A 12085-nucleotide genomic window follows, 5' to 3' on the forward strand; every position below is an offset into this window, starting at 1 on the left:
ATGAGGTCGTACGGGAATCAGGGGGCGGCGGGGCTCAGCCGGCGAACCAGCGCACCGGCTTCGGCGCGAGGTTCTGGTAGATGTGCTTGCTCTCGCGGTACTCGGCGAGTCCGGCGGGCCCCAGCTCCCGTCCCACACCGCTCTTTCCGAACCCGCCCCACTCGGCCTGCGGCAGGTAGGGGTGGAAGTCGTTGATCCAGACGGTGCCGTGGCGCAGTCGTCCGGCGACGCGGCGGGCGCGGCCCGCGTCGGCGGTCCACACGGCGCCGGCGAGCCCGTACTCGGTGTCGTTGGCGAGGGCGACGGCCTCGTCCTCCGTACGGAACGTCTCCACCGTCAGGATCGGCCCGAAGGTCTCCTCGCGCACGACCCGCATCTCGCGGTGGCACTGGTCGAGGACGGTCGGCTCGTAGAAGTAGCCGGTGGCGGGGCGTACGTCGCTGGGCTCGGGCCGCTTGCCGCCGCACCGCAGCACGGCCCCTTCGGCGAGGGCGGAGGCGACGTACGCCTCGGTCTTCGCACGCTGCGGCTCGCTGACGAGCGGGCCGCACTCGACGCCCTCCTCCGTCCCCCGTCCGAGCCGGATCTTCTCGGCGCGGCGGGCGAGTTCGGCGACGAAGCGCTCACGCACCGACTCCTCGACGATGAGCCGGGACCCGGCGGAGCAGACCTGCCCGCTGTGGATGAACGCGGCGTTCAGCGCCTGGTCGACGGCGGTGTCGAAGCCCTCCTCCGTCTCGCAGGCGTCGGCGAAGACGACATTCGGGTTCTTGCCGCCCAGTTCCAGGGCGACCTTCTTGACGTCGGCGGCGGCGGCCTGCGCGACCTTGGTGCCGCTGACGAGGCCGCCGGTGAAGGAGACCAGGTCGACGCCGGGGTGGTCGGCGAGACGCGCACCGACGGTGGCCCCCGGCCCGGTCACGATGTTGGCGACCCCGGCCGGAAGCCCGGCCTCGACGAGCAGCTCCACGAGCACCACCGTGGTCAGCGGGGTGATCTCGCTGGGCTTGATGACGAAGGTGTTGCCCGCGGCGAGCGCCGGGGCGATCTTCCAGCTCGCCTGGAGCAGCGGGTAGTTCCAGGGCGTGATCATCGAGCAGACACCGACCGGCTCGTGCACGACGACGCTGTGGATCTCGTCGGACCCGGCGTCGACGACCCGGCCCGCACCCTCACCGATCACGAGGTCGGCGAAGTAGCGGAAGGCGTCGGCGACGCAGTCCACGTCGACGCGGCCCTCCTCGACGGTCTTGCCCGCGTCACGGCTCTCCAGGAGACCGATCTTCTCCCGGTCCCGTACGAGCAGGTCGGCGACGCGGCGCAGCAGCGCGGCCCGCTCGGCGACCGGGGTCGCCGGCCACGGGCCCTCGTCGAAGGCGCGGCGGGCCGCGGCGATCGCGGCGTCCGCGTCCTCGGCGCCGCCCTCGGCGATCACGGCGAACGGCTTGGCATCCGCGGGATCGATGATGTCGCGGGTGGCCCCTGAAGCGGCCCCGCGCCACTCGCCGCCTACGTGGATGGTCTTCTGTGCTGACACGTCCTGTATTGCCTTCCGTTCCGGATGTCGGAAGCCCCTGCCCCGGGGGCCGGAAAGCATGCGTGATCGCTCCGCGAAAGTGGGCGGGGTCACGGCTGCGGTTTGTCTGCGGGTCCGGTGGGGGCTGGTCGCGCAGTTCCCCGCGCCCCTAGAAGGCATGCGCTGCGCGCAGCCTTCATCGGGGAAATGCGACGCGAAGCGTCTGCGTTTCAGGGGCGCGGGGAACTGCGCGACCAGCCACGACGAACCCCGCACTCACCCACCCACACAAAACCGCCCGCGGCGAGTCGAATACGACCCACCACGGGCGGTGAAAAGCCCTACGGCAACCGAGACTCAGATGAGCCCGAGGCCGCGAACCGCCTCGCGCTCCTCCGCCAGCTCCGCGACAGACGCATCGATCCGCGCACGCGAGAACTCGCTGATCTCCAGCCCCTGCACGATCTCGTACTTGCCGTCCTTCGTCGTCACGGGGAACGACGAGATCAGACCCTCGGGAACACCGTACGAGCCGTCCGACGGGATACCCATCGACGTCCAGTCGCCCTCGGCCGTGCCGTTGACCCAGGTGTACACGTGGTCGATCGCGGCGTTGGCGGCCGACGCCGCCGACGACGCACCGCGCGCCTCGATGATCGCCGCGCCGCGCTTGGCGACGGTCGGGATGAAGTCCTCGGCCAGCCACTTCTCGTCGCCGCCGATCGCGTCGAAGGCCGGCTTGCCCGCGACGGTCGCCTGGAAGATGTCCGGGTACTGGGTGGCGGAGTGGTTGCCCCAGATCGTCAGCCGCTTGATGTCCGCGACGGTCGAGCCCGTCTTCTTCGCGAGCTGCGTCAGCGCACGGTTGTGGTCGAGGCGGGTCATCGCGGTGAAGCGCTCGGCCGGTACGTCCGGCGCGGCGGCCTGCGCGATGAGCGCGTTCGTGTTCGCCGGGTTGCCGACGACCAGGATCTTGACGTCGTCCGCGGCGTTGTCGTTGATGGCCTTGCCCTGCGGCTTGAAGATGCCGCCGTTGGCCTCGAGGAGGTCACCGCGCTCCATGCCCTTGGTGCGGGGGCGGGCGCCGACGAGCAGGCCGACGTTGGTGCCGTCGAAGGCGACGTTCGGGTCGTCGGTGATGTCGATGCCCTGGAGGAGCGGGAAGGCGCAGTCGTCCAGCTCCATGGCCGTGCCCTCGGCGGCCTTGAGGGCCGGGGTGATCTCCAGGAGGCGCAGCTTGACCGGCACGTCCGCGCCGAGCAGCTGGCCGGAGGCGATGCGGAAGAGCAGTGCGTAGCCGATCTGGCCGGCGGCGCCGGTGACGGTGACGTTCACGGGAGTGCGGGTCATGGCGTTCTCCGTATGACAGCAGGTCTTTTGATCGATCTCTCTACATCAAGAGATCCGCTCGTCAGGCTATCGCGCCCCGCCCGGGCCGCACCCCCGGGTTCGTGTGGCCCGCCCCACAGCCCACCCGGCACAGAGCGCGGACGGCGACGGCCGCCGGCCCGGGAGAGTGGGCTCGGCGGCCGCCGTGGGATGTCACTTCCGTGACCACTCCCGTGGGGGTACTGCTGCGCCTTCCCCGAAGCGCGGCCCCCATGCACACGTACGGGCTACTTCGTGCAGCCCTTCTGCCCCCCGCCGAGCGTCGCGCAGGCCTTGGCCTCCGCGGCGGAGCCCACGGCCATCATCGGGGTGTACGCGTCCGTGTCCGCGGCGCCGACCAGGCCCTTCTTCGACGTCTTGGCGCCGACGCCGAGAGTGACGCTGTCGCCGGGCGTCGCGCCCTGGATCCGGCCCCAGGCCGCCTTGCACGTCTTGCTGTAGCGGACCTCGACGGTGACCGTGCCCGCGCCGACCGTGGCCTTGGCGGAGCTGTCGGCGAGGTCGCCGCCGCAGCCCATGGCCTCCGGGTCCTTGCCGGTGCAGTCGGCACCCACGCACTGCACCCCCGCGGGCAGCTGCGGCGCGCTGGTGGTCGGCGAGGGCGTGGGCTTCGCGTCGTCGCCCTTGTCGCCGTCGCCGCCGCTGGTCAGGACGTACGCGATGAGCACGACGATCGCGGCGCCGAGCACGCCCGCCAGGAACATCGTCAGCCGTCGCCTGCCGCCGGACGGCGCGGACCGGGTCGAGGGCGCCGACGGCGCCGACGGCGGCCCGAACCGGTCCACGCTCGGCGCCTGTGCCTGCGGCGGAACGGTCGGCGAGACCCCGGCGGGTCCGGCGATCCCGGTGGGGCGGGCCGCCGTCGCGCTGCCGTTCTTGCCGCCGCCCTTGCCGGACGGGGCAGGACCGCCGAACTCCCCGAGCGCCGCTCGCGCCTGGGAGATCCGGATGGCCTCCATGGTCATGTCGTGGCGCATCTCGGAACGGCTCCACGCACGCTCCGCGAGCTCCCACATCGTGGTCAGGTGAACGGGACTGGTGCCGGTCACCTCGGCGAGCGCGACGATCGCGCCCTTGGGTGCCAGCAGCCGTCCGTTCAGATATCGCTCCCACGAGGTCTTGCTGTACCCGGTGCGGTCCGCCAGTGCGGCGATCCCGAGCCCGCTGCGGTCCACCAGCCGGCGCAACTGGCTGGCGAACTCCTTGACCTGCGGGTCGAGTTCGTCCGGTAGCGCCCTCCAACGAGGCATTGCGTTCCCCCTATTCCCCCCATACGTGCCTGAATTCCCCCTGCGCCGCGCCAGCGCACTCGCCCCCACTGGCTACCCAATGGGATGCGAGTAGCCAGGATGTCAGTTCCCCGGGTGAGGGCGCACGGGGGCATTCGACAGCGTTCGACAAGCAGACGGCACCGAATCGCGCCCCCTTGCACGATCCGGGCCCGGGACGTCCGGGAGCGTCCCGATTGCCCAGGCTATGTGCCTTGTCCAGCCTCGTACGAGAAAATCCCCGAAGTCGGCCGGACATCACCACACGAGGACGGCGGGACTCCGGTGCCGGCGCCCCGCCCGTCACTCACGCCGCTCCCGCCCCGCTCATCGCACGGTGAAGTGCAGGGTGTCCTGAAGGAACGGGATCGTCAGCCACGGGTGCGGCTGCGCCATCATCGTCAGGAGCACGATGGCGAGGCCGAGGATCCCGTACGTGATCATGTCGGTGAACCGGGAGCGGACGGCGAGCATGCCGACGCCCGGCAGCACCCAGCGCAGGACGGCACCGCCGAGCAGCGCCGCGCCGATCAGCAGACAGCCGATGCGGAAGTGGTCGAGCGCGGTGATCAGCAGGCCCACGCCGGTGAGCGTGAGGACGGCGATCAGCGGCCACTGGCGGGCGGGCGCCGGCGCGTCACCCGGGGCGGCGCGGCCGCCGCCCTCGGGACGCGCGGTGTCCCGCGTCCACAGCGGAAAGCGCCGCGTGCCCCGCTTCTTGCCCCCCGACGCGTCAGCGAACACCGTTCGCGTTCCGCTCGGCGGCCTCCACGACGTTGACCAGGAGCTGGGCGCGGGTCATCGGGCCCACACCGCCCGGGTTCGGGGAGATCCAGCCCGCGACCTCGGTGACGCCCGGGTGGACATCGCCGACGATCTTGCCGTTCTCGTCGCGCGAGACGCCGACGTCGAGCACGGCCGCGCCCGGCTTGATGTCCTCGGGCTTGATCAGGTGCGGGACGCCCGCGGCGGCCACGACGATGTCGGCGCGCTTGAGGTGCGCGGCCAGGTCACGGGTACCGGTGTGGCACTGGGTGACGGTCGCGTTCTCGGACTTGCGGGTGAGCAGCAGCGGCATCGGGCGGCCGATGGTGACACCGCGGCCGACGACCACGACCTCCGCGCCGTTGATCTCCACGCCGTGCTTGCGCAGCAGCGTGATGATGCCGAACGGGGTGCAGGGCAGCGGACCCGGCTCGTTCAGGACGAGGCGGCCCAGGTTCATCGGGTGCAGGCCGTCGGCGTCCTTGTCGGGGTCCATCAGTTCGAGGATGCGGTTCTCGTCGATGCCCTTGGGCAGCGGCAGCTGGACGATGTAGCCGGTGCAGGCCGGGTCCTCGTTCAGCTCGCGGACGACCGCCTCGATCTCCTCCTGCGTGGCGGAGGCGGGCAGCTCGCGCTGGATGGACGCGATGCCCACCTGGGCGCAGTCACGGTGCTTTCCCGCCACGTACTTCTGGCTTCCGGGGTCCTCCCCCACGAGAATCGTGCCGAGGCCGGGCGTGACGCCCTTCTCCTTCAGCGCCGCCACGCGGGCGGTCAGATCGGACTTGATCGCGGCTGCGGTGGCCTTGCCATCGAGAATCTGGGCGGTCATGCCACCCATTCTTTCAGGGCGGCCCTGGTTCACCCAAGTTGCACTTGCACAACAGGCGGGGACAGCCGCTGGACAGGGAGGTGCCGGGCCCAGAAACATGATCGACACCGCTCCCCTCACCGTCCCCGGAGGAACCCCGCCATGAGTTTCGGCGACCCGAACAACCCCTACGGCCAGCAGCCGCCACAGGACAACCCGTACGGGCAGCAGGCCCCGCAGGGCGTGCCGCAGCAGGGTTACGGCCACCCGCAGCAGCAGTACGCGGGCCAGCCGCAGCCGGCCGCCCCGATGCCGGGCGTCCCCCCGCTGGCCGGGATGGGCCGCAGGCTCGGCGCGCGCCTGATCGACGGCGTGCTGTTCTCCGTCGTCTACGCGGTGTTCCTCGCGCCGAAGATCATGTCCCTGATCGACGACGTGCGGGCCTGCGACTCGGGGTCGTCCACGTACGACTCGTGCGTGAACGACGCCTTCTCCGACTTCCAGTCGTCGATGCTGCCGCTCGCCGCCGCCTTCATGGTCCTGGTCCTCGCCTACGAGATCCTGCTGATCGCCTTCGTCGGCGCGACCCTGGGCAAGCTGGCCGTCGGCATCCGCGTCCTGAAGGCCGAGACGGGCGAGAAGCCGGGCGTCGGCGGCGCCTTCCTGCGCTGGGTGATCCCGACGGTGGGCGCGTTCGCCTGCGGCATCGGCCAGCTCGTCGTCTACCTCTCGCCGTTGTGGGACAAGTCGGGACGCAAGCAGGGCTGGCACGACAAGGTCGCGAGCACGGTGGTCGTGCACGTCAAGGGCTGACGTCCCGAAAACGCCGACGGCCGCAACTCCCACGCCTCGAAACGGGAGTTGCGGCCGTTATTCGTGTCCGGGGCGCCCGATCCCGTGAAGCTTTCGAAGCGCTTCGACCACGGCTGCTCCACAGACCCGCCGAGGCGCGCGAAAGCCGCGAAGATGCACAACAACCTCCCCTACCCTGCTGCCCATTGGCCGGGGGAGGGGACAACTCCATGTTCAGCGTCATCGTCGTGCCACCGAAGTGTGAACGTCCCGAGGACCAGCTCAGGATCGGATCGGGCGAGCGGCTCGCGTTCGGCCGGTCCGTGCCGGAGCGCGGCGCGGAGCCCTGCATGGTCATCGCCCACGAGGGCGTGTCGCGGGCGGCCGGGGAGATCACCGCGCACCGCCAGTTCTGGCTGCTCAGCAATTTCAGCGCGGACCAGACGTACGTGGTGGAGAACCCGGAGGGCGCGGGCGAGCACCTCAAGGTCGCGCCGGGGCGGCTCGACGCGCCCGTGCCGTTCGAGTTCGCCCGGGTCGTGCTGCCCGCTGCGGGCGATCTGCTGACCTTCGACGTGTGGGCGCCGCGGCACGCCTTCCGTGCCGCCGACCGGCACGCGCTGCCGGGCCACGCCACCGCCCCCGCGTTCACCCTCGACCGCACCAAGCGGTACTACGCGGTGCTCGCCGCCCTGTGCGAACCGCGGCTGCGCGGCGCGCCCCAGGCGCCGCTGCCCACCGTGGAAGAGCTGGTGGAACGCCTGCGCCCGGCCTGGCCGACGGTCAGCCGCTCCTCGGTCTACTGGAACATCGACTACCTCACCCTCAAGCTGCGGCTGCGCCCCGGCCCCGAGGACGCGGAGCCCGGCCGGCGCCTGAGCGGCAAGAAGGAGTCGCTGGTCTCGCTGGCGCTCCGCTTCGACCTCGTGCGCGAGGACGACCTGATCGTGCTCGCCCCCGCCGCCGCGAGCGAGGTCGCCCGGTGAGCGGCCACGAGCAGTACGCCGTCGCCGTACCGAAGGGGTATCGCGTCGGCCCCTGGGAGGTGCGCGAACTCCTCGCGTCGGGCGCGTTCGCGACGGTGTACGCGGCCCGCCGCACCGGCGCCGACGACCCCGCCCCCGGCGTGCCGCGCACCGTCGCCCTCAAGTTCCTGCCCACGGGCACCCGCACCCCGCGCCAGCTGCACCATCTGCGCGAACTGGCCGAGCGGGAGGTGGAGTTGCTCCGCCGGGTACAGGCACCGCGGCTGATCCGCATGTACGAGACCCTGACCGTCGACGACCCGGAGCACCCCGAACTCGACGGCGCCACCGTCCTCGTACTGGAACGGGCCGAGCAGTCCCTGGAAACGTTCCTTGAGCGAAGACCCCGGCCCGCGTCCGGACCGGCCGTGCTCGCCCAAGTCGCAGCCGGGATACGGCAGTTGCACCACGCCGACTGGATCCACGGCGACCTCAAACCCGCCAACGTCCTGCTCATGAAGGACGGTTCCGTCCGTCTCGCCGACTTCAACCTCGCGGCGGAACTCGAAGGCACCCACGCCTACTCCCCCGCCTTCGCCACCCCCGACTTCACCCCGCCCGAACTCCTGTGGCCGGAGATGGACGAACGCGGCGCGCGGATCCGCCCCACCGCCGACATCTGGGCCTTCGGCGTGCTGGCCCACCTGGTCCTCACCGGCACATATCCGCTGCCGGGCGCCACGACGACGGCCCGGGTCGACGCGGCGACGCGCTACGCCCGCGGCGCCGAGCAGCTGCGCCTGCACCCCGAACTCCCGCCCGTCTGGCGGGAGATCGTCACGGACTGCCTCGCGCCGCGCCACGAGGAACGGGCCGCCCTCGGCTCCGCGACCCTGCTGCGCCGCGTCGAGGCCGCCGCGGGCACGGCTCCCTCCCCGCGCCTGCCCCGGCTGCGCCGCCGCCGGCGCCGGCCGGCGATCCTCGGCGCGGCGCTGGCCGCCCTGATGGCGACCGCCCTCGCGGTGACGTACGTGATCGCGCGCGACAACGGCGGCGACGGCCTCACCTACGGCTACGGCCGCTGCCCGACCGGCCACGTGTGCTTCTTCAGCGAGCAGAACGGCATGGGCGACATGTGCCGGTGGAAGGGCGACGACCCGGACTGGCTCGCCGGCGCGGAGACCTGCCCCTGGACCCGCGACGACCCCGTCCGCTCGATCTTCAACAACGGCGACGAGACCACAGGCCAGGGCGGCGTCGCCTACTACCGTGGCCGCGACTTCACCCCGGTCGGCGAGGACGTCACCCGCCCGAACTCCCGCGGCCGCACCGGCTGCACGCCCCAACGGGTCCAGGGCAACCTGGCCGGCACGTACGCCCCGCTGTCCCACCGCTGGATCGAGCACTGCGGCGACGGGCCGACGGACTGAGCACCCTGGAACATTTCAGGTACCGCCCGCCGCGGGTCCCCCGCACAGTGATGCCGTACGCAACGCGGTCAACGGGGAGGAACACCCATGAACGTCCGTACGACACGAAGCCGCCTGACCGGGGGTGTCTGCGCCGCGCTCGTCACGGGGGCACTCGCACTCGGCGCCACCCCCGCGTCGGCCTCGGCGTCCGACGGGTACGTCAGCGGCGGCTCGTCCGTCTACGACGACTTCGGTGACGAGGGGACGCTTTCGTCGTCGTCGCACAGCAGCTCCAACGCCGGCTGCCTGTGGCAGGTGATCCTGTACGCCGACGGCGCGATCGAGCAGAACGGCACCCGGTTCGATGTGTCCGACATCGACGGCCACTTCGGCAAGAACACCTGGTTCGCCACGCGGAACTGGCAGAAGCGGCACGGGGTGACGGTGGACGGGGCCGTCGGGGGCAAGACCTTCGGGAAGGCCGACGGCAAGTACCGGCGGGACCCGGGCGGCAAGCTGGAGGTCGTCGGGAAGAAGCCGAACGGCACGCTCATCGTCCGCTACCACGGCCTGGTCCACGCGTTCGAGCTCCAGCGCCCCGTCAACGGCCGGTACTCCTTCACCGTCCCGGCCGGGGCCGTGAGGACCGCGGGCTACGACTACAACTCCTGCGACTGACGGCAGCAGGGCCCACCGGTCACGGCCGGTGGGCCCTGCTGCGTACGACACCGCGGCTCAGTGGAAGAAGTGCCGCGTCCCCGTGAAGTACATCGTCACGCCCGCCTTCTTGGCGGCCTCGACGACCTGCTCGTCACGGATCGAACCGCCGGGCTGGACGATCGCCCTGACACCGGCGTCGATCAGGATCTGCGGCCCGTCCGGGAACGGGAAGAACGCGTCCGAGGCGGCGTACGAACCCCGTGCCCGCTCCTCGCCGGCCCGCTCGACGGCGAGCTTGCAGGAGTCGACGCGGTTGACCTGGCCCATGCCGACGCCGACGGAGGCACCGTCCTTGGCGAGCAGGATCGCGTTGGACTTCACGGCGCGGCAGGCCCGCCAGGCGAACGCCAGCTCGTCGAGCTCGCCCTGCGACAGCGCATCGCCGGTCGCGAGGGTCCAGGACGCCGGGTTGTCGCCGTCGGCCTGGAGGCGGTCGGTGACCTGGAGGAGCGCGCCGCCGTCGATCTGCTTGGTCTCGACCTGCGCGGACGGCGCGTTCGGGGCGCGCAGCACGCGGATGTTCTTCTTCTTGGTGAGGGCTTCGAGGGCGCCGTCCTCGTAGTCGGGCGCGACGATGACCTCGGTGAAGATGTCGGCGACCTGCTCCGCCATCTCCTTCGTCACCGGGCGGTTCACGGCGATGACGCCGCCGTACGCGGAGACCGGGTCGCAGGCGTGCGCCTTGCGGTGGGCCTCGGCGACGTTGGACGCGACCGCGATACCGCACGGGTTGGCGTGCTTGATGATCGCGACACAGGGGTCGTCGTGGTCGTACGCGGCACGGCGCGCGGCGTCCGTGTCCGTGTAGTTGTTGTACGACATCTCCTTGCCGTGCAGCTGCTCGGCCTCGGCCAGGCCGCCCGTGCCGTCGACGTAGAGAGCGGCGCCCTGGTGCGGGTTCTCGCCGTAGCGCAGGACGTTCTTGCGCTCGTACGTCGCACCCAGGAAGTCGGGGTGGCCGCTGTCGTCGGCGGCGGCGTAGTCCGCGGCGAACCAGGAGGCGACCGCGACGTCGTACGAGGCGGTGTGCTGGAACGCTTCAGCGGCCAGGCGCTTGCGGGCGGTCAGGTCGAACCCGCCGTCCGCGACGGCCTTGAGCACGTCCCCGTACGCGGCCGGGTTCACGACCACGGCCACCGAGGGGTGGTTCTTGGCGGCGGCGCGGACCATCGAGGGACCGCCGATGTCGATCTGCTCGACGCACTCGTCCGGGGTCGCGCCGGAGGCGACGGTCTCCTTGAACGGGTACAGGTTCACGATCACCAGGTCGAACGGCTTCACGCCCAGGTCGGCGAGCTGCTTCTGGTGATCCTCCAGACGGAGGTCGGCGAGGATGCCCGCGTGCACCTTCGGGTGCAGCGTCTTCACGCGCCCGTCCAGGCACTCCGGGAACCCGGTGAGCTCCTCGACCTTCGTGACCGGCACCCCGGCGGAGGCGATCTTCCCGGCCGTCGACCCGGTCGACACGAGCTCGACGCCCGCCTCGTGGAGCCCGCGTGCGAGGTCCTCCAGACCGGTCTTGTCGTAGACGCTGACCAGCGCCCGGCGAATGGGCCGCTTGGTGCTCTCGGCGGTGCTCACGGGATAACTACCTTTCGTCCCTCAATGCTGAAGCCGTTACGGGCCAGACGCCCCACGACATCGACGAGCAGCGTGCGCTCGACTTCCTTGATGCGCTCGTGCAGAGCGCTCTCGCCGTCCGCTGTGTCCGGTTCCACGATCTCGACCACGCCCTGGGCGATGATCGGGCCGGTGTCGACGCCGTCGTCGACGAAGTGGACGGTGCATCCGGTGACCTTGACGCCGTACGCGAGCGCGTCCCGCACCCCGTGCGCACCGGGAAAACTGGGCAGCAGGGCCGGGTGCGTGTTCACGATCCGGCCGCCGAATCGGGCGAGGAACTCCTTGCCCACGATCTTCATGAAGCCCGCCGACACCACCAGGTCCGGCTCGTACGCGGCGGTCGCCTCGGCGAGCGCGCGGTCCCAGTCCTCGCGCGTGGCATGGTCCTTCACCCGGCACACGAAGGTCGGGATCCCGGCGCTCTCGGCGCGCTCCAGGCCGGCGATGCCGTCCCGGTCCGCGCCGACGGCGACGACCTCGGCGCCGTACGCGTCCACTCCCCGGGCCGCGATGGCGTCAAGGAGTGCCTGCAGATTCGTACCTGATCCGGAGACCAGCACGACGAGGCGCTTGGCCTTGGCCACGGCGGGGCCCTTTCTCGCGGAGCTTCTTTGTACGGTCGTACGAAGGCTTCGCGCCCCCCGATACGGGGAACCCTACGAAGCGGCCGACCGGCAGCAACGATACCGGCACACTCGACGGGCCCCACGGGACGGGGGCACAGCCGCCAGGTAGCGTCATCGTCACGGAACGCTGCGCGGCCATCGGGCGTTGCACAGAAGAACGAAGCAAGCCGCACCGCGAGACGTACGTGACCGCCGACC

The 12085-nt window shown here is 71.3% G+C and carries 11 protein-coding genes; 4 read left to right on the plus strand and 7 right to left on the minus strand.

The annotated features are described in order from the left end of the window. Positions 1-34 precede the first annotated feature (34 nt). The 5 genes from AB0L37_RS31545 to AB0L37_RS31565 all read right to left on the minus strand — a co-directional run bounded on the left by AB0L37_RS31545 (position 35) and on the right by AB0L37_RS31565 (position 5770). Positions 35-1537 (minus strand): aldehyde dehydrogenase family protein, encoded by a 1503-nt coding sequence (locus AB0L37_RS31545; protein WP_365513075.1) that lies wholly within the window; start codon positions 1535-1537, stop codon positions 35-37. A gap of 336 nt (positions 1538-1873) precedes the next feature. Beyond that, positions 1874-2866: a malate dehydrogenase gene (locus AB0L37_RS31550; protein WP_365513078.1), complete on the minus strand. Its 993-nt coding sequence runs from the start codon at positions 2864-2866 to the stop codon at positions 1874-1876. 266 nt (positions 2867-3132) lie between these two features. Then, positions 3133-4155 (minus strand): DUF2690 domain-containing protein, encoded by a 1023-nt coding sequence (locus AB0L37_RS31555; protein WP_365513080.1) that lies wholly within the window; start codon positions 4153-4155, stop codon positions 3133-3135. A gap of 345 nt (positions 4156-4500) precedes the next feature. Beyond that, complete coding sequence (locus AB0L37_RS31560; RefSeq protein WP_365513083.1) at positions 4501-4917, minus strand: DUF3017 domain-containing protein; 417 nt, start codon at positions 4915-4917, stop codon at positions 4501-4503. Next, positions 4907-5770 (minus strand): bifunctional methylenetetrahydrofolate dehydrogenase/methenyltetrahydrofolate cyclohydrolase, encoded by an 864-nt coding sequence (locus AB0L37_RS31565; RefSeq protein ID WP_365513085.1) that lies wholly within the window; start codon positions 5768-5770, stop codon positions 4907-4909. Before AB0L37_RS31565 ends, AB0L37_RS31560 begins: the two co-directional genes overlap by 11 nt. A 141-nt stretch (positions 5771-5911) precedes the next feature. On the opposite strand from AB0L37_RS31565, the gene AB0L37_RS31570 reads away from it, so the two are divergent. The 4 genes from AB0L37_RS31570 (at position 5912) to AB0L37_RS31585 (ending at position 9596) form a co-directional block, all read left to right on the plus strand. Then, complete coding sequence (locus AB0L37_RS31570) at positions 5912-6562, plus strand: RDD family protein (RefSeq protein ID WP_365513088.1); 651 nt, start codon at positions 5912-5914, stop codon at positions 6560-6562. 209 nt (positions 6563-6771) lie between these two features. Continuing rightward, entirely contained in the window at positions 6772-7527 is a 756-nt protein-coding gene (locus AB0L37_RS31575; protein ID WP_365513091.1) for an FHA domain-containing protein, read from the plus strand. Then, entirely contained in the window at positions 7524-8936 is a 1413-nt protein-coding gene (locus AB0L37_RS31580) for a serine/threonine-protein kinase (RefSeq protein ID WP_365513094.1), read from the plus strand. Before AB0L37_RS31575 ends, AB0L37_RS31580 begins: the two co-directional genes overlap by 4 nt. A gap of 87 nt (positions 8937-9023) precedes the next feature. After that, positions 9024-9596, plus strand: a complete 573-nt coding sequence (locus AB0L37_RS31585; RefSeq protein ID WP_365513097.1) for a peptidoglycan-binding domain-containing protein — start codon at positions 9024-9026, stop codon at positions 9594-9596. Between the two features lie 57 nt (positions 9597-9653). On the opposite strand, the gene purH is transcribed toward AB0L37_RS31585, so the two are convergent. Together purH and purN are read right to left on the minus strand one after the other, a co-directional pair. After that, complete coding sequence (gene purH, locus AB0L37_RS31590) at positions 9654-11219, minus strand: bifunctional phosphoribosylaminoimidazolecarboxamide formyltransferase/IMP cyclohydrolase (protein ID WP_365513099.1); 1566 nt, start codon at positions 11217-11219, stop codon at positions 9654-9656. Beyond that, the gene (purN, locus tag AB0L37_RS31595) at positions 11216-11845 is read right to left on the minus strand and encodes a phosphoribosylglycinamide formyltransferase (protein WP_365513102.1); all 630 of its coding nucleotides are present in this window, start codon (positions 11843-11845) and stop codon (positions 11216-11218) included. The genes purH and purN overlap by 4 nt, the downstream gene beginning before the upstream one ends. Positions 11846-12085 lie beyond the last annotated feature (240 nt).

It is taken from the genome of Streptomyces sp. NPDC052225, from assembly GCF_040679615.1.
Taxonomy (GTDB): domain Bacteria; phylum Actinomycetota; class Actinomycetes; order Streptomycetales; family Streptomycetaceae; genus Streptomyces.

Excerpts from the sequence above, each read along its gene's own strand:
- AB0L37_RS31550 (WP_365513078.1), bottom strand. The coding sequence starts at position 2,866 with ATGACCCGCACTCCCGTGAACGTCACCGTCACCGGCGCCGCCGGCCAG.
- AB0L37_RS31555 (WP_365513080.1), bottom strand. The coding sequence starts at position 4,155 with ATGCCTCGTTGGAGGGCGCTACCGGACGAACTCGACCCGCAGGTCAAG.
- AB0L37_RS31565 (WP_365513085.1), bottom strand. The coding sequence starts at position 5,770 with ATGACCGCCCAGATTCTCGATGGCAAGGCCACCGCAGCCGCGATCAAG.
- AB0L37_RS31570 (WP_365513088.1), top strand. The coding sequence starts at position 5,912 with ATGAGTTTCGGCGACCCGAACAACCCCTACGGCCAGCAGCCGCCACAG.
- AB0L37_RS31575 (WP_365513091.1), top strand. The coding sequence starts at position 6,772 with ATGTTCAGCGTCATCGTCGTGCCACCGAAGTGTGAACGTCCCGAGGAC.
- AB0L37_RS31585 (WP_365513097.1), top strand. The coding sequence starts at position 9,024 with ATGAACGTCCGTACGACACGAAGCCGCCTGACCGGGGGTGTCTGCGCC.